This window comes from Pseudoalteromonas sp. FUC4 (assembly GCF_008370255.1).
In the GTDB taxonomy this organism is placed as follows: domain Bacteria; phylum Pseudomonadota; class Gammaproteobacteria; order Enterobacterales; family Alteromonadaceae; genus Pseudoalteromonas.
In genome coordinates, this window is record NZ_SEUI01000004.1 from 76,612 (window position 1) to 98,550 (window position 21,939).

Here is a 21,939-nt window from a genome sequence, read left to right on the forward strand (position 1 = left end):
GTTCACTTACGATATTAAATTGCGTATGGCGAAAATAAATAATGCTTAGTTACAGACACTCATTTCATGCGGGTAATCCTGCCGATGTACTTAAACATTTAGTACTGGCACAAGTACTAAATTATCAAACAATTAAAGATAAACCGCTTGATTATATAGACACGCATTCAGGTGCTGGCTTTTTTGAACTGGCAGCTGCTGATGCGCAAAAAACGCAAGAGTATCAAGATGGTATTGAAAAACTTTGGCAACATAAAAGTGAACATGCTGAGCTTAATGAGTACATTGAATTAATTAAGTCATTTAACGACACTGACGAGCTTGCATTTTATCCAGGTTCACCAAAAATTGCAGAGCATTACTTGCGCCGCCAAGATAAGGGCTGGTTTTTTGAGCTTCACCCGCGCGATTTATTATTACTTGAAGAAAATATGCAAGGTAAGCGCTCTATTCGTGTGCGCGGAGAAGATGGCTTTACCGGCTTAGTAGGGTTATTACCACCAGCATCTCGCAGAGCCTGTGTATTAATTGATCCACCGTACGAAATTAAAGATGACTACGAAACGGTTGTAAAAACCTTAGTTAAAGCTCATCAGCGTTTTGCTACAGGTACTTACATGATTTGGTATCCGGTTGTTGATAGAGAACGCATTGATAATATGGAGAAGAGTTTAATTGATTCAGGAATGCGCAACATTCAGCTATTTGAACTAGGCACTGAAGCGGATACTGACGTACACGGCATGACAGCATCTGGCATGATTGTGATTAACCCTCCATGGAAGCTAAAGCAAACAATGGATGCAATAATGCCTGAACTTGTTGGTTTGTTAAGTGAGCCAAGTGGTTTTTATAGAAGTGAACAACTCGTTGATGAGTAGCTTTAAATAGCGCTTACAATGAATGATAAAACGCCTAGCTTTGCTGGGCGTTTTATTTAAAGCTTGAACCGATGTGCTAAAAAGTCGTGTTTAATGCTTTGGTATTAATTAAAATAAACAGCGTTAAAAGTAGCAAGCGTATTACCGCTGTTGTTTTTAAGTTTCAGTGACTCGCCTGTAATTTCCCACTTTGAAGTATTGTTAAGTACGTTAGACATAGCTGCTTCTTGGTCCATATTCTCCGAACACATCTTTTTTGTACTCGCTAATTGACTAAGTGTAATTGTGTGCTGCTCGGTACTATAACTTCCGCTAAAATTATTACAGCCTAAAAAGCCATTAACACGGTAGTCTTTGTCGAACTGAATAAACGGCTCTTTAGTTGTAACATTTACTGTTTGAGCATTTATTGTTATTGCTTTCCAGTACGTATTTGTAAGCGTTACGTCTGGCTTTTCAACGGATACTTTTGAAAGCTCAATTTTATAAGGGGCAGTTAGCTGTGATTCTCTAAATGGGTCGTTATTTGTTGTACTTGTGTAAAGTACTTTGTCTTTATTTATGATTCTGGCGCTTAGATTATAGTGGTGTTTATCGTTAACTTTACCGGCATCATAAGTAAGCTCTACAGTAAATGGTGGGGCCTGGGTAATATCAATCACTTCTTGTGTGATTATATCGGCTTTTACATCCATTTTAGATACATCCGAAAGCGTAACTATTAACTGTGAGCCGGGGCGAAGCATACTGCGATCTTTGTAGCTAACTTGGGTAGTTAGAGTAGATATTGATTTTGCTTGCTCTGTATTTTCAGTCGGCTTAGTTTGTTGATCACAACCGGTTATAGCAAAAGCGCTCAGTGCTAATAAACTAAGTCCTGTAAGTGCTTTTTTACGTGAATGTACTGCTTGATGCTTTTCCATGTTTGTTATCCTTACTCAATATTATCCCCTAGTGTATTACCTAGTGACTTAATCATTCCTTAACTTATTTTAAACATAAAAAAAGGCGCATTAGCGCCTTTGATAATTCAAAAAAGCGATTATTTTTTAACAAACTTAGTTAAAATAACAATGCGCTGGCCGTCAACTCGCCCTTCAATATGTTCAGGGTTGCTGGTTAGGCCAATATTACGAACAGCTGTTCCACGTTTAGCGGTAAGGCTACTACCTTTAACGTCTAAGTCTTTAATTAGGGTTACAGTATCGCCTGCTTGAAGTACTACACCATTGCTATCTACATGCTTTAAATCGTCATCTTCAGCAAGTGCTTTTTTAGCCCACGTTAGTGTGTCTTCTTCAAGGTAAATCATGTCTAGCGCATCTTGTGCCCAGCCATTATCCGGTGCTAAACGCGAAAGCATTCTGTAAGCCACAACTTGTACTGCAGGCGTTTGGCTCCACATGCTATCGTTTAAACAGTGCCAATGTGTAGGCGTTATTTCGCTGTTATTCTCGATTTGATCTTTACATGTTTGACACGTGTAAATACATTTATCTGAGTGGGTTTCAGTTACCGGTGGTACTTCATAAACAGATAAGTTCTCGGTGGCTGCACACAATTCACATTGATTATTACTACGTTCGATTAAGGCTTTTTCAATACTCATGGGGCTCTTTCTGATTCTGGTCGAGTTAACATTTGCTGCTATTATACTCCAAAACAGGAGCTCTGTGCCATTAGTCCCTTAATTTTGTGTGGGTATATTACTCATATACTTATCTTTAATGCTTTTTTGATTATCCCCGGGGGGATGCCTAGTTTGCCCGAATCATTTTTATAAAATTGATAATGGTTGCCTAATACTCTCACATTATATTTTAAAGGCGTGGTGTTAGGCTTTGCTAAAATTGAAAATATAAGTAGCAAAGGATAAACCTTTAATATTTGAATAAAGTTGGTCAAAGCGCCACCTTTTATATTAAAGTTATTATATGAGTGTTGTGTAGTTTTTAGCTGTTTTGTAATGACGACTATGTTTATCTTATGCAAGTTGCATTAAAGTACACGTACTATTGGCTGTTTTGCCATCTCTTATTTATAGGTTTAGAGCCAAGTGAAATTACATAATATCTCTGATGAGGCCCAAAAAATAACTCAGTTTGTCGCGCGGCAGCCTATTTTTGATATAGATCAGAATGTTTTTTCGTACGAACTGCTTTATAGAGATTCAGCCAATAATGCGTTTCCTGTAGGCACTTCTGATGTGCATGCGACAAGCCGCCTGTTTTTTAATGCTTTAATGTTGGTCGGTTTAGATAGACTTACCGCACATCATTTAGCTTTTATAAACTTGTCATCAGAAACTATTCTCGATAATTTCCCCAAACTTTTATTGCCAGAAAATAGTGTTATTGAAATAGTGGAGCGCACGGGTAATATTCCGGCGGTGGCTGAGCGTGTGCAAGAACTAAAAAAAGAAGGGTATGTTTTTGCGTTAGATGATTACGATGGCGATCTAAAATGGGAGCCACTGTTAGCACATGTTGATTACATTAAAATTGAGATAGATGATCCGGTTATTAAAACCAATATGCGCATTAAAAAAATAAAACGCGCAAATCCACATGCAAAAGTAATTGTTGAACGAATAGAGACGCATGGGCAATTTAATACATTAAAATTGGCAGGCTGCGATTTATTTCAGGGGTTCTTTTTTTCTCGCCCAGAAATGATTACGTATAAAGGTGTAGAGCCTTCAAAGCTAACCGTTTTTGATCTATTGCGTTTTACAGCAAAAGAAACGCTTTGCTTTAAAGAAGTTCACCAACGTGTAGCTAGAGATGTAGCCATAACAGCAAGGGTTTTAAAGCTAGCTAACGCGCGTTCAGGCAAAGCAAATTTAGTCATTACGTCTATTTCACAAGCGGTTATTTATTTAGGTGAAGATACAATAAGACAATTTGTTCGCGTATTAGCCATTAGTGAGTTGGGGGTCGAAAAACCAACCGAATTAACTAAGCTTGCATTAACGCGGGCTCAATTTATGTCGCTAATATTGGAGCAAAATAATAAAGAGTTGACCGAGCAAGGGTATCTGGTGGGTTTGTTCTCGGTGCTTGATGCTATTTTAGATGCTGATTTAAAAGATATAGTTAAAGAGTTTACTTTAGATACTGCAATATCTGATGCGTTATTATTAGAGAGTGGTATTTTAGGGAACTGTTTATCGCTTATAAAAGAGTTTGAATTAGATAATATAGATGAAGCTATGGTCCATTTGGCCAATATAAACTCAGAGCTGCACATTGGCGATATATTTAATTTTTTACTGGATGCTGTTTTATACAGTGATGACATTATTGAGGCAATAGCAGAATAAATATGCGTAATTGGTTGTCGGTTATAAGTGTAGTGGTTGCTCTTTGTTTATTGTTTCCTGGTATTACAAAACCAGTATTAACAATAGAGGGCAACATAGATAAATCAAAATTAGCGCAAGCGGGTATTGAAATGCTGGCTGAAGAGGGTGATGGCCGGACTCGCAGTATGCTAATGATGTTCTCGAATATGCTAGGGCTTGATAAGTTAGAGGGCGAGATTAGCGCCTATAACAAAACACAAAGTATTTTAGGCACAGTTAAAGAGCTTGCCAGCAATAATAATTTATTTGTAGCCGCTTTAGTGGGGTTGTTTTCTATTGTTATTCCAAGCCTGAAGCTGCTATTACAATTGCTTTATTGTTGCCTACCTTTGAATGGGTTTAAGCAAAAGCTCGGTCTGGTTATTTGTGCATTAAGTAAGTGGAGCATGGTTGATGTATTTGTTATTGCATTAATAGTGACTTACCTAGCAGGTAACGCGCATGGTAAAAGTGGCGAGCTACTTGTTATGAATGCCCAATTTGGTGAAGGGTTTTGGTATTTTAGCGCGTATTGTATATTTGCAATTATCGCCAGTAACTTAATCAAAACACCCGATAAACCGCAGTCTAAATAATTAAAGTATTTGTGGTTGCTGTTAGGTTATCTTACAATCATTTTAAAATTTATTAAAAGGCATAATGTTGCAACGTTTTTACTCTAGTTTACTCATGATAACTTTGCTGCTCACTTTTGTGGGTCAGGCAGTTGCGTCTGTAGCTATGGTATGCGAAATGCCTCATATGCCAACCAAAACAGCAATGCATGCCCAAATGCCAATGACACAAAGTAGTGATATAACAGCTGTCGCTAGCATGTCTGAAAATATGATGCAGATGGATTGTTGCGACGACGAAAGTACGCCACAAAACGATTGCAAATGCCCTATGGGTGGCTGCGCTGCTAATTCAATGCTTAATGTTGATACTTTATTTAGCGTTACCTTACTTGAATCTGAAAAAGTAAATGTAAGTGTATTTACTACACAAATTAATATACCTCGTTCACTCTACCGCCCTCCTATGTCTGCTTAATAGCAGGATAGGTGTAATATCAATTTTATTGAAAACATGCTCATTCTAGCGAGTTAAATAACTCTCTAACTGCGTTAAAAATTACTTATATAAAGCAACTATACTGCGTAATTTTTTCCTTGTTATAGAGCTATTTCCCTACCGCAATAATAGATCATTAATTCAATGCAATTGATATAAAAGGTTTTTGTAAAACTCCTAAACACCTTTTTTGCTTCCTAATTTAAGAATTTCTTTTATTTTTAGATGGAGCAGGTGATGAACCACGCTGTAAGTATTAAAGCCGTATTATGTAGTGTTGTGTTATTTAGCACAGCTGTTAATGCGCAAAACAATCAAAATAACCTAAATATCGATACGCTAAAGCAAGCCCGCAATGAGCAAACGCTTAGCTTAACGCAAGCGCTTAATTATGCACTAACGCATGAGCCATGGCTAAAAGCGAGTGGCTACCAAGAAGATGCCGCAATAGCGCAAAGTATTGCCGCAGGCACCTTACCCGATCCTGTTTTAACGGTTGGCTTACTTAACTTACCTACTAACGGTTATGCGTTTGATCAAGAAGGGATGACGCAGCTTAAAGTTGATTTGAGCCAAAAGTTTAGCCGAGGGAATAGTTTAGCGCTTAAAAAAAAGGCATTAGCTCAGTCTGCTCAACAATATTCTTGGCAGCGCGCCGATCGCTTAGCACAAGTAAAAGTAATTGTGATTGAGTCGTGGTTAAACGCGTATCGTGCTCAGCGAAGTATTGCTTTAATTGAGCAAGATAAAGGGCTATTTACTCAGCTTATTGAAATTACCGAGGCAAGCTACGCAAGTACCTTAGGTAAAACACGCCAGCAAGATATTATTCGTGCGCAATTAGAGCTCACTCGCCTTGAAGATAAGCTGGTTATGCTTGAGCAGCAATTTGAAAGTGCTAAAAACCGTTTAGCACAGTGGTTACCTATGAATATGCTTATGCAGCCCTTAAGCACCGAGTTTACTAAAACAACAGGGCTTGTTAATTTTGAAAATCTTGAATTTAATAAAATAATACAGTTGCTTATGGCGCATCCCGCAATTATTGCGATAGAAAAAACCGTCACCGCAAAGCAAACCGAAGTTGCACTCGCCAAGCAAAGTTACAAACCTCAAATGGGCGTTAATGTAGGTTATGGTTACCGAGATGATACGCCTATAGGGGAGTCGCGAGCTGATTTACTTTCAGTAGGATTTAGCATTGATTTGCCATTGTTTACTGATAACAGACAAGATCAACAGGTTAAATCGGCTATTGCCAGTGCAGAAGCTACTAAAACACAAAAGCTGGTGGCGCTTCAAAAACTCAAAGGCATGTACTTTAAGGAGTTTAGCCAACTCGCTCGTTTGCAAAAACGCGATGCGCTTTATCAAAATACGTTATTACCGCAAATGTCAGAGCAATCTCAAGCAACATTAAATGCTTATACGCGCGACGATGGGGATTTTTCTGACGTGATGCGCGCGCGTATTAGTGAGCTTAACGCCAAAATTGATGCACTGAATATTCAAGTAGATCAACATATTATTACCGCCCGCCTTAATTATTATGCAAGTAGCTTAGACCCCCAAGTAATGAGCGATAAAACTGGAGAATTACATAATGAATACTAATTTAAAGTTACTTGTTGCAGCCTTAGTCGGTGCGGGCACATTTGCATTAATTGGCGCCTTAGTGATGCAGTTTTTACCTAGCAGCTCGGCAATGCATGAACAGCAACGCGCTGAAAAAAAGCCCTTATATTGGGTAGCCCCTATGGATAGTAATTACAGGCGTGACGCGCCAGGGCTTTCGCCAATGGGAATGGATTTAGTCCCTGTATATGAAAACGATAGCAACGCTCAGGATGGACCAGGTGCAGTAACTATTTCGCCTGCAGTCATTAATAACTTAGGTGTAAGAACCGCCAAAGTAGAGCTTAAAACACTTCACAGCGATATAAATACTGTGGGTTATGTGCAATATAACCAAGACCAACTTATTCACATTCATCCGCGTGTAGAGGGCTGGATTGAAAGCTTGTACGTTAAAGCGCAAGGTGCACAAGTTAAAGCCGGTGAGCCTTTATATACATTGTATTCACCACAATTGGTGAATGCACAGGAAGAGCTTTTACTGGCGGTTAATCGTAATAATACCGTGTTAATTCGCGCTGCAAAGGCGCGTTTAGAGTCGTTAAATGTGTCTGATGGATTTATCGAGCGCTTACAAAAAAATAAAAAGATAATGCAAAACATTACTTTTTACGCAAAGCAAAGTGGTGTGGTAGATGAGCTAACAGTAAGAGAAGGCTTTTACGTTAAACCAGGCACATCAATGATGAGTATTGCTCAGCTTGATGAAATTTGGGTAGAGGCAGAAGTGTTCGAGCGCCAATCAGAACAGGTTAGCGTGGGCTTACCTGTAACAATGACGCTTGATTACTTAAAAGGTCAAAAGTGGGAAGGTAAGGTTGATTACATTTACCCCGCGCTTGATGCTAAAAACCGGACTCTGCGTGTAAGGCTTAGGTTTGAAAATGCAGATCATCGGTTAAAACCAAATATGTTTGCACAAGTGAGCATTCACGCTCAAGCGAGTAAAGCGCAATTTACAGTACCTAAAGAAGCGGTAATCCGCACGCAGCATCAAAACCGTGTGGTTATTGCATTAGGTGAGGGTCGTTTTAAATCAGTAGAAGTCGAAGTTGGGCAAATTAATAGTAATGAAGCGGTCATTTTGTCAGGTGTAGCGACAGGTGACACGGTAGTGACCTCAGCGCAATTTTTAATAGACTCTGAGTCGAGCAAAAGCTCCGACTTTAAACGAATGGAAATACCTAGTTCTGGTATTAGCTCAGGTATGGGGTCGGATTCTGGTTCAGGCTCGAATATGAACATGGATATGCAGCCACAAAACGCCACGGTTAACGGCACTATTAACGCAATAGATACACAAAATCGCATTATTAATATTAGCCGAGAAGCCATTGAAAAATGGAATCGAGAACCCGCCACAATGGACTTTGTATTAGCGCCAGATATTGATATTACTCAGTTTGAAAATACCCAGTATATTAATTTTACTTTTAGCATTATTAATGACGAATTTGTAATTACTAAAGCGCAAAACGCAGAGCCGATTGATCACTCTACTATGCAACACAGTTCTCACTAGGAGCCATTATGATAACTGCCATTATTCGCTGGTCCGTTAGCAATCGCTTTTTTGTGTTGTTGCTTACATTAATTTTACTGGGTGGAGGGTTGTTTGCGATAAAAAATACGCCCGTGGATGCCTTGCCTGACTTATCTGATGTTCAGGTCATTATAAAAACTACTTATCCGGGGCAAGCGCCGCAAGTAGTGCAAGACCAAGTCACATTTCCTCTCACCACAGCAATGCTTTCTGTGCCGGGTGCACAAACTGTAAGGGGTTTTTCGTTTTTTGGTGACTCGTACGTTTACGTTATTTTTGACGAAAAAACTGATTTGTATTGGGCGCGTAGCCGAGTACAAGAATACCTAAGCCAAGCAGCAAACCGATTGCCCGATAGCGCTACGCCAGAGCTTGGTCCCGATGCAACAGGCGTAGGTTGGATTTACTTATACGCACTGGTTGATAAAACAAATAAACACGATATTAGTCAGCTACGAAGCTTACAGGATTGGTTTTTAAAGTTTGAATTACAAACGGTACCTGGTGTATCTGAAGTGGCTGCTGTTGGTGGCATGGTTAAGCAATACCAAGTTAATGTAGAGCCCGATAAATTACGTGCATATGGTATTCCGCTTAGCCTTATTCAAACCGCTATTCAACAAGGCAACCAAGAGATGGGTGCCTCAGTAGTTGAAATGGCTGAAGCTGAATACATGGTAACAAGCACCGGCTACATTAAGAGTGTTGCCGACCTGGAAGCTATTCCGCTTGGTGTAAACGCTAATGGTACTGCGCTGCAATTGCGTGATGTAGCTGATATTAGAGTTGGGCCGCAAATGCGCCGCGGTATTGCAGAGCTTAATGGTGAAGGCGAAGTAACCGGCGGCATCGTTATTATGCGCTATGGCGAAAATGCACAAAAAACTATTGAACTGGTAAAAGCAAAGTTAGAGTCGCTTAAAAAGGGATTACCAGAGGGCGTTGAAATAGTCCCTGTGCACGATCGCTCCAACTTAATAAATAACGCGGTAGATAACCTAACAAGTAAGCTAATTGAAGAGCTGATTGTAGTTGCTTTGGTGTGTGTGGTGTTTTTGTTTCATGTGCGCTCATCATTGGTGGCAATTATCACATTACCGCTTGGCATTTTAACGGCATTTATCATTATGTATTGGCAGGGGATTAACGCCAATATTATGTCTTTAGGGGGAATTGCAATAGCGATAGGTGCAATGACCGACGGCGCTATCGTCATGATTGAAAATATGCACAAACACATGGAAAAAACGCCTCTTACCAACGAAAACCGCTGGGAAGTTGTGGCTAAATCGGCAAGTGAAGTGGGTCCTGCATTATTTTTTAGTTTATTAATTATTACCGTCAGCTTTATGCCGGTATTTATTTTAGAAGCGCAAGAAGGACGTATGTTTGCGCCACTGGCTTACACTAAAACCTATGCTATGGCAGCGTCTGCTGGGCTTGCGATTACCTTAGTGCCGGTATTAATGGGCTACTTTATTAGAGGTAAAGTTATTTCGGAGCAAAAAAATCCAGTTAACCGATTACTCGTCGCAGCGTATCGTCCACTACTTAACTGGGTGCTTAAATTTCCAAAAATGACATTGGTACTCGCGGTGGTTGTTTCTGTTATTGGCTTTTATCCGGTAAACAAAATAGGCAGTGAATTTATTCCGCCACTCGATGAGGGCGACTTAATGTATATGCCCACAACGTATCCTGGTTTATCGGTAGGTAAAGCGCGCGAAATACTACAGCAAACCGACAAGTTAATTGCCACAGTGCCCGAGGTTAAAACAGTATTTGGTAAAGTTGGGCGAGCAGAAACAGCAACAGATCCTGCGCCGCTTACAATGATAGAGACGTTTATTCAGTTAAAACCAAAAGACGAATGGCGCGAAGGTATGACTCTTGAAAAACTTAAAAAAGAACTCGACGGTTTGGTTAAGTTTCCTGGGCTTACAAATGCGTGGGTTATGCCAATTAAAACACGTATTGATATGCTCGCAACGGGTATTAAAACCCCTGTGGGAATTAAAGTTGCGGGACCAAAGTTGAGTGAAATTCAAAAAATTGGTCAACAAATAGAAGTACTTTTAAAGGATGTGCAAGGTACTGCATCGGTTTACTCAGAGCGAGTAGCCGGTGGACGTTATATAAAAGTAGATATAAATCGTGAAAAAGCCGCGCGTTATAGCTTAAATATTAGCGACGTACAGCAAGTTGTATCTACTGCAATAGGGGGTACAAACGTAACTCAAACCGTAGAAGGGCAAGAGCGTTACCCTGTTAATTTGCGTTACCCGCAAGCATACAGAGACTCGCCAGAAGAGCTAATGTTGTTACCCATTGTAACGCCTACAGGGCAGCGTATAGCACTTGGTGATGTAGCTGATGTATTTATTGAAGATGGACCGCCTGGCATAAAAAGCGAAAATGCACGTTTAAACGGTTGGAGTTTTATTGATATAGATGGCGTTGATATTGGTACTTACGTTGAGCACGCTCAGCAAGTGCTCGATAAAGACCTAATACTACCTGCTGGCTACTCAATTACATGGGCTGGGCAGTATGAATACATGCAGCGCGCTAAAGACAAATTGACTTATGTATTACCACTTACATTAGCGATTATTATTGTGTTGCTTTACCTTAATTTTAGAAGCTTTGCTGAGGTCACTATTATTATGGCTACGTTGCCACTGGCAATGATTGGTGGCGTATGGCTAATGTATTTAGAGGGCTTTAACTTTTCAGTTGCAGTAGGTGTAGGCTTTATTGCCTTAGCTGGGGTAGCGGTAGAAATAGGGGTCATTATGTTGGTGTATTTAAACCAAGCCTATCAAGAAAAGTGCCTCGAAGCAGAGCAGGCTGGTAAGCCACTTAGTTTAGTGCAATTACAGCAAGCTATTATTGAAGGAGCAGGGCTTCGAGTACGCCCAGTTATGATGACTGTCGCGACCATTATTATTGGCTTGCTGCCTGTGCTATATGGCACAGGCACCGGAAGCGAAGTAATGAGCCGAATAGCAGCGCCTATGGTTGGCGGTATGGGAAGTGCAATTGTACTTACTTTACTTGTTATTCCTGCTGTTTACTTGCTGTGGCGCAAACAAGGACTTAAATAATATAAAGCAACAAGACGATAGAGCTGTGCAGTGTGTTTACTACCCACGCATTGCTCTATAAAAATTACCTATAATTTGTAAGTTATTCTATTAAATTGCTAATTAATATTCGTTTTAAAAATAACCTTCTGTTTTTAAATGTTTTTTTAATTGGCACGCTTTACGCAATGTAGTACCTATACAGTCAACTAAGTAAGGAATGCACATGCAAGTTAAAACAATTAAAGAGGTATACGATTGGACCGTTTTGTTTCATACGCAAATGGCGGCTAATTTTCATAGCGTAAAGGATTTACTCGATGAACATAATGCAATGCTGGTGGACTACTACCTAAATTACGAAAAAAAACTCGCTGAAGATTTAGTCGGGTTTAAAGCGATAACCGAAATAAATACGCTCGATACGTACTGTTATGAATACTTTGCTAAAAATCCTGAGCTAATTACTTTCGAAGACATTAGTAAAGACCAGCAATTTGATGAGAAAGTTATTCAAGCTTACTTATCAGAGCAGCATCAAAAGGTAATTGAATTATACGAATACCTACTTGAGCGCGCTGAAACTCAAAGTGGCCAAGAAAAGCTGCAACAAATACTAGAGCTGGAAAAGCAAGGTATAAAGCAAATGATGCAAAGTACGAATCGTCATATGGATATGTAGCTTTATAAAAGAGCGGGATTATTGAGTTTATCTTGCTCTTATTAGCTTTAAGGTGATTATTTTATGTCTGCGTTAAATAACCTGCAGAGCATTTTGGTGGACTAAAAGGGTATGCGTGTCAGTTGTATGGCACGCATAAATTGAGGTCAAACTTCTTCTGTATCTACAATTAAATCACTTGTTATTGATTCCAATGCTTCAATGACTTCATCTTTATTCATACCATTGGGTAAAGTAACAGTAGCAACAGCACTAAAAATAGGCACCCCCCAATTAGGCGCACTTTGTTGCCTTGAATTTAAATGAGTAATGTTAGCGCCTTTGTGGCGTATTACACTTGCCAACTCTTGAACAATACCAGGGCGATCGTTACCTGTTATAACCAGATTGATTTGCTCTAATGTTGATGATTCAATTTCTGTGTTTCCGGTTTCAATTCGAACGTCTAGCTTAGGTAACTTATTTAAAGCACTTTGTAATGATTGAAAGTGCTCCTCAGCAACTTCAAGTTGAATAATACCTGCAAAATGACCTAATAAATGGCTTAAGTTACTGCTTAGCCAGTTGCCATGATTTTGTAACACGACGGATGAGATACTCTCTACTAAACCAGGGCGATCTTGCCCTAGAATAGTTATAACCAACTGCTTCATAAATAATTCTCTTTTTAAGCCAAAGAAAGTAAATGCATAGGCATTAAGTGTATTGTCTAATCTAAATTGTGTGTTGTTGCACTTTTTATAAATCGTTGATTTTAAAATAATAAAAATGAATATAGTTGTGTTGACTATACGCGGTATTAATAGTCATTTTTATTTAGTAAGTACTCTTTTAGTATTGACCTCGATAAATGCTTTGTCCAATTATTTTATAATTTAGTTCACTTAAAAATCATCTATATGATACTTATTTAGCGATTTTCTTCGCTAGTTTTATCTAAAACCGTTTTAACGTGCTTATTATTACTGCTGTAACATTACTGTCATCTTGATGAAATATAATTTATGCAACGTTAAGATTTAAGGGTGTTTTGATGACTTCAAATCCGAATAAACCGACTTTTAATACGGATCGAAGCCGTCTATTTAAAGATCGGTTTGCCAAATTTGGTATAACCGCAGGTGGGATAATGGTATTGGTAGCACTGCTATTAATATTTTTCTACCTTCTTTATGTAGTACAGCCAATTTTTGAATCAGCAAAAGTAGAAAAACGCGATAGCTTTCAGGTCGCTAATTCGCAGCAAATAGCAGGCCTAGGTGTAGAAGAGCAAACTGAAGTTGCTTATTTATTAAGTCTGCAGGGGCAGGTTGATTTTTACAGTGTGCAAGATGGCAGCTTTGGTAAAAAGCTTAAAACATTAAACGCCGAGTTACCAAGTGATGCAACAAGCTTTGCCACTAGCGCGCCTTTTCAAGGGCATTATGCGTTTGGTTTAAAAGATGGCACTGTAATGGTGGTAGCACCTAAATTTTTGGTTACCTTTCCTAATAACGAGCGTAAATTAACGCCTCGTTTAGACTTTCCTCTAGGGGAAATGGCTCTGGAAGTAGATGAACAAGGCGCAGCTATTAAACGCTTTGCATTTAGCCACTATGAAGACAGAACTGCTGTTGTCGCACTTACAGAAGACAAGCGGGTGCTGTTTAGTAGTTTTGTTGCTGAAGAAAATATGTTTACTGGCGAAGTAGAGTGGGTTGTTGAGCGTACAGAGCTAGATGTTGAAGGGCGTGTAGATGAGCTATTAATGTCGCCAGATACAACCCGTACCTTTGTACGTTCTGCTAATCAAGTTTATGTATACGATACACGTGACCCAAGTGATGTAGAGCAGATTCAGTTACTTTCAGCTAACGAAGAAAATGCCAATATTGTATCTGCACAATTACTAGCAGGTGCAAACTCACTCATGCTTGCCAATGATAACGGCGAAGTTTCGCAGTGGTTTGAAGTAAACACTGACACTGGCCGTGAATATCAAAAAATACGTTCGTTTGAAACGACTAAGCAAAATAAATTAAATGTATTTACAGAGTTTTACCGTCGTACTTTTTTTACGACCAGCAGTAACGGTGAGCTTGGGGTGTACTACACAACAAGCGAAGCAAAATTATGGCAAGGTAAAGTAAGTGAAGGCGCAATACAAAACTTTGCAATTTCACCGCGTTCAAATGCTGCATTAATTTTAGCGGATAACAAACTAACAGTATTAGAAATACATAACGAGCATCCAGAAGTTACTTGGTCAGCGCTTTGGCAAGAAGTATGGTACGAAGGTTACCCAGAGCCAGGTTATATATGGCAGTCAACATCAGCCAGTGATGACTTTGAATCTAAGTTTTCATTAGTGCCAATTTCGTTTGGTACATTAAAAGCAGCCCTTTACGCGATGTTATTTGCAGTGCCTATTGCGCTTTCGGCGGCAATTTACACAGCATACTTTATGTCGAGCAAACTACGTAAGGTAGTTAAGCCTACGGTTGAAATAATGGAAGCATTACCTACCGTTATTTTAGGTTTTTTAGCCGGTCTTTGGTTAGCTCCATTGATAGAAGAGCACTTACCTGCAATTGTTGGGTTACTCATATTATTACCTTTAGGCATGTTAGCGACAGGTTTAGCTTGGACTAAATTACCAACAAAAATTCGCCATCGAATTCCTGAAGGATCTCATTCAATTATCCTTATTCCGGTCGTTTTACTTATTGGCTGGTTTTCGTTTGCGATGAGTGGATTTGTTGAGCTTTGGATGTTTGACGGCAATGTACGTCAGTACTTAACAAATGAGCTAGGTATGACATTCGACCAACGTAACTCGCTGGTTGTTGGTATTGCGATGGGGTTTGCAGTTATTCCAACTATATTCTCAATTGCAGAAGATGCCGTATTTAGTGTTCCAAAGCATTTATCAAATGGCTCATTAGCATTAGGTGCAACACAGTGGCAAACACTAATACGTGTTGTATTACTAACAGCAAGCCCTGGTATTTTCTCTGCGGTAATGATGGGACTTGGCCGCGCCGTTGGCGAAACTATGATTGTACTTATGGCAACGGGTAATACACCTATTATGGATTGGAGCATCTTTCAAGGTATGCGTACGCTTGCAGCAAATATTGCCGTTGAAATGCCTGAGTCAGAAGTAGGTAGTTCGCATTACAGAATATTGTTCTTAGCGGCCTTTGTACTATTCATATTCACATTCATTTTTAACACAGTCGCTGAGTTTGTTCGCCAGCAACTGCGTGAAAAATATAGCTCAATGTAAGCGGAGAGACATGACATGGTAAAGCAGTGGTTTAAGTCTGGTTCTCCTTGGATTTGGATGACCGGTGGTGCAGTGAGCATCAGTTTAATTTCAGTTTTAGGCTTATTAGCAATGATAGCCTGGAAAGGATTAAGTTTTTTCTGGCCTTCAGAAGTTGTGCAGTTTGAACTTGAAGGGTCAATTTCAAAACAAACCGTTATTGGCGAAGTTTATGACCGTGAATTAGTACCAAAAACGCGTTTAGCGGCAACAGGTATTGACGTTAGCGGATTTGAAAAAGAAGAGATAGAGCGCTTACTTATTAAAACAGGTAATCGTGAGTATGTAGATTTAGATTTTCGTTGGATATTAGAAACCGACATTAAAAATAAAACAACGCCAGCAACGCTTGCTGTATTTGAGCGTAGTAAAAATGGTAATTTTTATGGTTATGTTGAAAGTGTAATTAAAGATGGTAAACCAGTCGAAGGCGATAAAATTGAAGCTCTACATGAACTTGTAGAGCGTGCCGTGGATTTAAACGACGAAGCACTTGATTTACAAAATGGTGACATTGGGCATATTAACTATGAGCTTGAACGTCTTCGTTTAAAAGAAAAGGGCTACTTACTAGATAACGCACTCACTGATGAACGTGTTGCTGAGCTTGCTCAAGAGCGTGCTGAATTACGTGCGCAGTATGGTGTACTTGAAAAAGATTTATTTGCACTACGCAAACAAGCTAAACGTGACCACGTAACTGTAAAAGATATGCGCGGTGAAGTAGTTACAATTCCAATGTATCAAGTGCTTGATGTTTGGTTTCCAAATGACATGGGCTTTTTTGCAAAGCTAGGCCACTACTTTGTGCAGCTAGGTAAGTTTGTATCTGATGACCCACGTGAAGCAAATACAGAGGGCGGTGTTTTCCCTGCTATATTTGGTACTGTGTTTATGGTTATGCTGATGGCTGTAATAGTGACGCCGTTTGGTGTTGTCGCTGCAATTTACTTACACGAGTATGCTGCTAAAAACGCAGTCACTAAGATGATTCGTATTGCGGTGATTAACTTAGCCGGTGTGCCTTCAATTGTTTACGGTGTATTTGGCCTCGGCTTTTTTGTATACATGTTAGGTGGCAGCTTAGACCAATTATTTTACCCTGAAGCGGCACCAACGCCAGTATTTGGTACGCCTGGTGTAATGTGGTCGGCGTTAACGCTTGCTATATTAACTTTGCCAGTTGTTATTGTATCGACTGAAGAGGGCTTATCTCGTATTCCAAGTACCGTACGTGACGGTTCGCTAGCGCTTGGCGCAACAAAGGTTGAAACGTTATGGCGCATAATTATTCCAATGGCAAGCCCTGCAATTATGACTGGTTTAATACTGGCAGTTGCGCGTGCTGCAGGTGAAGTTGCACCATTAATGTTAGTAGGCGTTGTAAAAATGGCCCCTACATTACCACTAGATGGTAACTTCCCGTATTTTCACTTAGATAGAAAGTTCATGCACTTAGGCTTTCATATATACGATGTTGGCTTCCAAAGCCCTAATGTTGAAGCGGCACGTCCGCTGGTATACGCCACTGCCTTTTTATTGGTGTCGGTGATTATTACCCTAAACATAACGGCCATTGGTATACGTAACCATTTGCGTGAAAAATTCAGATCGCTTGAACACTAATTAGTAAAGATTTTATAGGTAACAAAAATGATTACAGTCGCTCCACAAGTAAACCAAGCTAATATTGGTCAAAAGTTAGACCTAGAAAATTTAACGGATGACCAGAAAGCGCTAGAGATTAAAGACCTCGATCTTTACTACGGTGATAAGCAAGCGCTTAATAAAGTAAATATGAACATCCCTAAAGGCCAAGTAACTGCGTTTATCGGGCCGTCTGGGTGTGGTAAATCAACATTACTGCGTTGTATTAATCGCATGAATGATTTGGTTGATATTTGCCGTATTGAAGGTGAAATATTACTCCATGGTCAAAATATTTACGACAAGAGCGTAGATGTAGCAGCACTTCGTCGTAATGTAGGTATGGTGTTCCAGCGCCCTAATCCATTTCCTAAATCAATTTATGAAAATGTAGTTTATGGCCTGCGCTTACAAGGCATTAAAGAGAAACGTAAATTGGATGAAGTGGTAGAGCAATCACTTCGTGGTGCAGCTTTGTGGGATGAAGTAAAAGATAGATTGCACGATAGCGCGTTTGGCTTGTCGGGTGGTCAGCAACAACGTTTAGTTATTGCTCGCTCAATTGCAATTGAGCCTGAGGTACTTTTACTTGATGAACCAACATCAGCGCTCGACCCTATTTCTACTTTGGTAATCGAAGAGCTAATAAACGATTTAAAAAACAAATTTACCGTTGTTATTGTTACACATAACATGCAACAAGCAGCGCGTGTATCTGATCAAACAGCCTTTATGTATATGGGTGAATTGATTGAATACTCAGACACAAATACCTTATTTACTACACCAACGAAGAAAAAGACTGAAGATTACATTACCGGTCGTTACGGTTAACTAGCCCGTTATAGCGTGTTGTACAAGATTAAAAGAGAAGGTAACTATGGAACATAATATTAATAAGCATATTTCTGGGCGCTTTAACCAAGAACTAGAAAATGTACGTAACCATGTATTGAGTATGGGTGGTTTAGTTGAGCAGCAATTAAATAGCGCGCTCGATGCGGTGAGCCGTAACGATGCTGAGCTTGCGCAAAAGGTACGTCAGAACGATTACAAAGTAAATGCAATGGAAGTCAGCATTGATGAAGAATGTACGCGTATCATTGCCCGTCGTCAGCCTGCAGCAAGTGATTTACGTTTAGTAATTGCAATTGCAAAAACTATTGCAGATTTAGAACGTATTGGCGATGAAGCTGAGCGAATTGCTAAAGTTGCACTAGACTCATTTACTAAAGATCAACAAGATTTGCTAGTAAATATTGAGAATATGGGCCGCCAAGTTTTAAAGATGTTACATGATGTACTAGACGCATTTGCACGTATGGATGTGCAGCGCGCATTTCAAGTACATAAAGAAGATGCAAAAGTTGACCGTGAATATGAAGCTATCACACGTCAAATAATGACTTATATGATGGAAGATCCACGCTCAATCCCTAAAATTATGGACTTAGTTTGGTCTGTTCGCTCATTAGAGCGCATAGGGGATCGCTGTCAAAATATTGCGGAATACATTATTTATTTTGTAAATGGCAAAGATATTCGTCATACATCTCAAGAAGATATAGAAAAATCGCTATAATTTTTTACCTATTTTTCTTTTTTACTAAAGCGGCTTAGTGCCGCTTTATGCATTGTTAGCCATGGTGAAATAATAAAAAGCGTTCACAATCTTGGTTAATACTGTAAAATTCATGCTGCAAAGCATATCAATTTGATTAAAGGGTCAGTTATGCCTACAAACGCGTTTTTAGGAGTATTTGCAAAATCTCCTATCAAACCAATGGAAGAACACATCAAGAAGGTTCATCAAGCAAGTAAAGCCTTGATACCTTTTTTTAATCACGTATTTAAAGAAGAGTGGGTACAAGCTGAAGAGCTTCGCATCACTATTCGCAATTTAGAACGTGAAGCTGATGATATGAAAAGAGATATACGTTTACAATTACCACGTGGTTTATTCATGCCGGTAGAGCGTACAGATCTTCTCGAATTAGTAACTCAACAAGATAAAATTGCCAATAAAGCAAAAGACATTGCAGGACGAGTGATTGGTCGTGAAATGACTATTCCTAAAGTAATGCAAGCAGATTTTTTAGCTTATTTAACTCGCTGTGTTGATGCGACTAAACAAGCATCTAAAGCAATCAACGAGTTAGAAGAACTGCTAGAAACAGGTTTTAAAGGTCGTGAAGTGACCTTAGTAGAAAAAATGTTAGTAGAATTGGATGCGATAGAACAAGACACGGATGAAATGCAGATAAAAGTACGCCGCCAGCTACGTGCAGTAGAGGGTGAGTTAAATCCAATTGATGTGATGTTTCTATACAAAATCATTGAATGGGTTGGCGAGCTTGCAGATATTGCAGAGCGCGTAGGATCACGTCTTGAGCTGATGTTAGCTCGTTAATTTAAAATCAGTTCAAACACGAAAGATTAAGGTTTTACAATGGATATCATTGCATCTTACGGCACGGTATTAATTTTAATTGCCGCAGCAGTCGGCTTTTTTATGGCTTATGGTATTGGCGCGAACGACGTAGCGAACGCCATGGGTACATCTGTAGGTTCAAAAGCGTTAACAATCAAACAAGCTATTTTTATAGCGATGATTTTTGAATTCGCAGGCGCCTATTTAGCAGGTGGTGAGGTTACATCAACAATTCGTAAGGGAATTATTGATGCAGCACCATTTGCAGATATTCCGGAATTAATGGTTCTGGGTATGATTTCGTCTTTATTTGCAGCCGGTGCTTGGTTATTAATGGCTTCGTTCTTAGGTTGGCCTGTATCAACAACTCACTCAATCATTGGTGCAATCATTGGTTTTGCGTTAGTTGCAGTAGGTACTGAGGCGATTCAATGGGATAAAGTAGGTGGTATTGTAGGTAGTTGGATTATAACGCCTGCTATATCTGGCTTTATTGCATACTTAATATTTATGAGTGCACAAAAACTTATTTTTAATACAGATGCACCACTAAAAAATGCTAAACGTTATGTTCCTCTATATATGGGCTTAGCAGGTTTTATCATGGCATTGGTTACAATTAAAAAGGGCTTAAAGCACGTTGGTATAGACCTAGGCTCAGCTGAAGGCTATGCACTGTCAGTAGCTGTTGCAATAGTTGTTGCTGTGATTGGTAAAATTGCTATATCTCGCTTAAATATTGATCCAAAAGCAGATAAACAAATGCAGTTCAACAATGTTGAAAAAGTATTTGCTGTTCTTATGGTACTAACAGCATGTTGTATGGCATTTGCACATGGTTCTAATGACGTTGCTAATGCAATTGGTCCATTAGCAGCTGTTGTAAACATTGTTGAAAACAATGGTGAAATTGCTAAAAAAGCAGCTATTGCTTGGTGGATTCTACCTCTAGGTGGTTTTGGTATTGTTGCCGGCCTTGCTATTTTAGGTAAAAAAGTAATCAAAACAATCGGTGAAGGTATTACACATTTAACACCTAGCCGTGGTTTTGCTGCCGAACTAGCTGCTGCTTCTACCGTTGTTATTGCCTCAGGTACTGGTATGCCAATCTCTACTACTCAAACCTTAGTGGGTGCGGTATTAGGTGTAGGTATGGCACGTGGAATTGGCGCGCTTAATATGGGTGTTATCAGAAACATTGTAGTTTCTTGGGTAATTACATTGCCAGTTGGCGCTGCCCTTGCTATTGTTATTTTCTACGTACTAAGAACCGCATTTGGGGTTTAATAAAAAAGTACTCAAAGACTTTTAGCTTGAAAAGATCTCAATGCCCTAGGTGTTGGGGTCTTTTTATTTGTGGAAAGAAAAAATGACTAACCTTCCAAGTATTAAACAACTACAGTATTTATTAGCTGTTCATCAACATCAGCACTTTGGTAGAGCCGCTAGTGCTTGCTTTATAGGACAATCTACTTTAAGTAGTGCAATTCAAAATCTTGAAGAAACACTAGGGTGTCAGCTAATTGAGCGTGAAAATCGCAGCCTTATGTTTACCAGTATTGGTGAAGAAGTTGTTGAGCGTTCTCGTAAAATAATTAACGATACAATTAGTTTAAAAGAACTTACAAAAAGCTTTTTAACACCGCTAAATGGTAAGTTAACCGTGGGTGTTATACCTACAATTGCAAGCTTTATAGCGGCTCCGCTTTATCATTTTTGTAAAGAAACCTTCTGTGATTTAGAGCTGGTATTAATAGAAGATACGAGTGACAAGCTACTGGATAAACTTGAACATGGGCATATTGATTTAGCGCTACTTGCACTGCCGTACGAAACAGATAAATTTCATACACAAGTATTGGCAAAGGATCAGTTTAGTTTAGTGCACCATAAGGATTACAGCGCTGCAAAGGGCGTAGTCGACTTTAATCTATTACCAGAGGCAAGCGTATTCCTACTAGAGCGTGAGCACTGTATGACAGGCCACGCGCTTAGTGCATGTCATTTAAATCGTGCCAGTTGTATTAACCCATTTGAAGCGGCAAGCTTACATACTCTATTAAGCATGGTTGAGCATCAGCTCGGGGTGACTTTTTTACCACAAATGGCGATTAATGCTGGTATTTTAGATAATAAAAATATGGTGGCCACACCATCACAAAGTGATGCATATAGAGATATTGGCATCCTGTGGCGTAAAACTACGGGACGTATCCGTGATTTTAGGCTATTTAGTCAACAGCTTGAGGTGTTTTTAAAGCGGCAATGTAGTTTAGATTTTTCTAAAGCAGAATAATACGTGAACTAATA

The 21,939-nt window shown here is 39.4% G+C and carries 18 protein-coding genes; 15 read left to right on the forward strand and 3 right to left on the reverse strand.

The annotated features are described in order from the left end of the window. Positions 1–41 precede the first annotated feature (41 nt). Positions 42–881, forward strand: a complete 840-nt coding sequence (locus tag EU510_RS12575; protein ID WP_149593777.1) for a 23S rRNA (adenine(2030)-N(6))-methyltransferase RlmJ — start codon at positions 42–44, stop codon at positions 879–881. 104 nt (positions 882–985) lie between these two features. Here the strand turns inward: EU510_RS12575 and EU510_RS12580 are convergent, their stop codons facing one another. Together EU510_RS12580 and EU510_RS12585 are read right to left on the reverse strand one after the other, a co-directional pair. Continuing rightward, a complete protein-coding gene (locus EU510_RS12580; protein WP_149593778.1) occupies positions 986–1,804 on the reverse strand; it encodes an META domain-containing protein in 819 nt (272 codons plus the stop codon). A 119-nt stretch (positions 1,805–1,923) separates the two neighbouring features. Continuing rightward, positions 1,924–2,490, reverse strand: coding sequence for a PhnA domain-containing protein (locus EU510_RS12585; RefSeq protein ID WP_007586451.1), 567 nt, complete (start codon positions 2,488–2,490; stop codon positions 1,924–1,926). 447 nt (positions 2,491–2,937) lie between these two features. Here EU510_RS12585 and EU510_RS12590 point away from each other — a divergent pair, with 447 nt between their 5' ends. The 7 genes from EU510_RS12590 to EU510_RS12620 all read left to right on the forward strand — a co-directional run bounded on the left by EU510_RS12590 (position 2,938) and on the right by EU510_RS12620 (position 12,244). Beyond that, on the forward strand, positions 2,938–4,203 hold the full coding sequence (locus tag EU510_RS12590; protein ID WP_149593779.1) for an EAL and HDOD domain-containing protein: 1,266 nt from the start codon (positions 2,938–2,940) through the stop codon (positions 4,201–4,203). A gap of 2 nt (positions 4,204–4,205) precedes the next feature. Beyond that, positions 4,206–4,820, forward strand: a complete 615-nt coding sequence (locus tag EU510_RS12595; protein ID WP_149593780.1) for a paraquat-inducible protein A — start codon at positions 4,206–4,208, stop codon at positions 4,818–4,820. Between the two features lie 94 nt (positions 4,821–4,914). Further along, the gene (locus EU510_RS12600; protein WP_262501228.1) at positions 4,915–5,277 is read left to right on the forward strand and encodes a hypothetical protein; all 363 of its coding nucleotides are present in this window, start codon (positions 4,915–4,917) and stop codon (positions 5,275–5,277) included. A 258-nt stretch (positions 5,278–5,535) separates the two neighbouring features. Further along, positions 5,536–6,912, forward strand: coding sequence for a TolC family protein (locus EU510_RS12605; RefSeq protein WP_149593781.1), 1,377 nt, complete (start codon positions 5,536–5,538; stop codon positions 6,910–6,912). Continuing rightward, positions 6,902–8,455 (forward strand): efflux RND transporter periplasmic adaptor subunit, encoded by a 1,554-nt coding sequence (locus EU510_RS12610; RefSeq protein ID WP_149593782.1) that lies wholly within the window; start codon positions 6,902–6,904, stop codon positions 8,453–8,455. The genes EU510_RS12605 and EU510_RS12610 overlap by 11 nt, the downstream gene beginning before the upstream one ends. Before the next feature lie 8 nt (positions 8,456–8,463). Beyond that, entirely contained in the window at positions 8,464–11,583 is a 3,120-nt protein-coding gene (locus EU510_RS12615; protein ID WP_149593783.1) for an efflux RND transporter permease subunit, read from the forward strand. 205 nt (positions 11,584–11,788) lie between these two features. Continuing rightward, on the forward strand, positions 11,789–12,244 hold the full coding sequence (locus EU510_RS12620; protein ID WP_002957844.1) for a hypothetical protein: 456 nt from the start codon (positions 11,789–11,791) through the stop codon (positions 12,242–12,244). Positions 12,245–12,390: 146 nt separating this feature from the next. Here EU510_RS12620 and EU510_RS12625 read toward each other — a convergent pair whose 3' ends face one another. Further along, positions 12,391–12,897 (reverse strand): glycine cleavage system protein R, encoded by a 507-nt coding sequence (locus EU510_RS12625; protein ID WP_149593784.1) that lies wholly within the window; start codon positions 12,895–12,897, stop codon positions 12,391–12,393. 380 nt (positions 12,898–13,277) lie between these two features. Here EU510_RS12625 and EU510_RS12630 point away from each other — a divergent pair, with 380 nt between their 5' ends. From EU510_RS12630 to EU510_RS12660, 7 genes are all read left to right on the forward strand, one after another. After that, complete coding sequence (locus EU510_RS12630; RefSeq protein ID WP_149593785.1) at positions 13,278–15,512, forward strand: ABC transporter permease subunit; 2,235 nt, start codon at positions 13,278–13,280, stop codon at positions 15,510–15,512. Between the two features lie 15 nt (positions 15,513–15,527). Then, a complete protein-coding gene (gene pstA / locus EU510_RS12635; protein ID WP_002957841.1) occupies positions 15,528–17,177 on the forward strand; it encodes a phosphate ABC transporter permease PstA in 1,650 nt (549 codons plus the stop codon). 27 nt (positions 17,178–17,204) lie between these two features. Next, a complete protein-coding gene (gene pstB / locus EU510_RS12640; protein WP_002957840.1) occupies positions 17,205–18,032 on the forward strand; it encodes a phosphate ABC transporter ATP-binding protein PstB in 828 nt (275 codons plus the stop codon). A 46-nt stretch (positions 18,033–18,078) separates the two neighbouring features. Further along, positions 18,079–18,780 (forward strand): phosphate signaling complex protein PhoU, encoded by a 702-nt coding sequence (gene phoU, locus EU510_RS12645; protein ID WP_007586465.1) that lies wholly within the window; start codon positions 18,079–18,081, stop codon positions 18,778–18,780. A 150-nt stretch (positions 18,781–18,930) separates the two neighbouring features. Then, the gene (locus EU510_RS12650; RefSeq protein WP_149593786.1) at positions 18,931–19,608 is read left to right on the forward strand and encodes a TIGR00153 family protein; all 678 of its coding nucleotides are present in this window, start codon (positions 18,931–18,933) and stop codon (positions 19,606–19,608) included. Positions 19,609–19,647: 39 nt separating this feature from the next. Then, the gene (locus EU510_RS12655; protein WP_149593787.1) at positions 19,648–20,916 is read left to right on the forward strand and encodes an inorganic phosphate transporter; all 1,269 of its coding nucleotides are present in this window, start codon (positions 19,648–19,650) and stop codon (positions 20,914–20,916) included. A gap of 82 nt (positions 20,917–20,998) precedes the next feature. After that, a complete protein-coding gene (locus EU510_RS12660) occupies positions 20,999–21,925 on the forward strand; it encodes a hydrogen peroxide-inducible genes activator (RefSeq protein WP_149593788.1) in 927 nt (308 codons plus the stop codon). Positions 21,926–21,939 lie beyond the last annotated feature (14 nt).

Excerpts from the sequence above, each read along its gene's own strand:
- EU510_RS12575 (WP_149593777.1), top strand. The coding sequence starts at position 42 with ATGCTTAGTTACAGACACTCATTTCATGCGGGTAATCCTGCCGATGTA.
- EU510_RS12580 (WP_149593778.1), bottom strand. The coding sequence starts at position 1,804 with ATGGAAAAGCATCAAGCAGTACATTCACGTAAAAAAGCACTTACAGGA.
- EU510_RS12585 (WP_007586451.1), bottom strand. The coding sequence starts at position 2,490 with ATGAGTATTGAAAAAGCCTTAATCGAACGTAGTAATAATCAATGTGAA.
- EU510_RS12595 (WP_149593780.1), top strand. The coding sequence starts at position 4,206 with ATGCGTAATTGGTTGTCGGTTATAAGTGTAGTGGTTGCTCTTTGTTTA.
- EU510_RS12600 (WP_262501228.1), top strand. The coding sequence starts at position 4,915 with ATGATAACTTTGCTGCTCACTTTTGTGGGTCAGGCAGTTGCGTCTGTA.
- EU510_RS12605 (WP_149593781.1), top strand. The coding sequence starts at position 5,536 with ATGAACCACGCTGTAAGTATTAAAGCCGTATTATGTAGTGTTGTGTTA.
- EU510_RS12610 (WP_149593782.1), top strand. The coding sequence starts at position 6,902 with ATGAATACTAATTTAAAGTTACTTGTTGCAGCCTTAGTCGGTGCGGGC.
- EU510_RS12615 (WP_149593783.1), top strand. The coding sequence starts at position 8,464 with ATGATAACTGCCATTATTCGCTGGTCCGTTAGCAATCGCTTTTTTGTG.
- EU510_RS12620 (WP_002957844.1), top strand. The coding sequence starts at position 11,789 with ATGCAAGTTAAAACAATTAAAGAGGTATACGATTGGACCGTTTTGTTT.
- EU510_RS12625 (WP_149593784.1), bottom strand. The coding sequence starts at position 12,897 with ATGAAGCAGTTGGTTATAACTATTCTAGGGCAAGATCGCCCTGGTTTA.
- EU510_RS12630 (WP_149593785.1), top strand. The coding sequence starts at position 13,278 with ATGACTTCAAATCCGAATAAACCGACTTTTAATACGGATCGAAGCCGT.
- pstA (WP_002957841.1), top strand. The coding sequence starts at position 15,528 with ATGGTAAAGCAGTGGTTTAAGTCTGGTTCTCCTTGGATTTGGATGACC.
- pstB (WP_002957840.1), top strand. The coding sequence starts at position 17,205 with ATGATTACAGTCGCTCCACAAGTAAACCAAGCTAATATTGGTCAAAAG.
- phoU (WP_007586465.1), top strand. The coding sequence starts at position 18,079 with ATGGAACATAATATTAATAAGCATATTTCTGGGCGCTTTAACCAAGAA.
- EU510_RS12650 (WP_149593786.1), top strand. The coding sequence starts at position 18,931 with ATGCCTACAAACGCGTTTTTAGGAGTATTTGCAAAATCTCCTATCAAA.
- EU510_RS12655 (WP_149593787.1), top strand. The coding sequence starts at position 19,648 with ATGGATATCATTGCATCTTACGGCACGGTATTAATTTTAATTGCCGCA.
- EU510_RS12660 (WP_149593788.1), top strand. The coding sequence starts at position 20,999 with ATGACTAACCTTCCAAGTATTAAACAACTACAGTATTTATTAGCTGTT.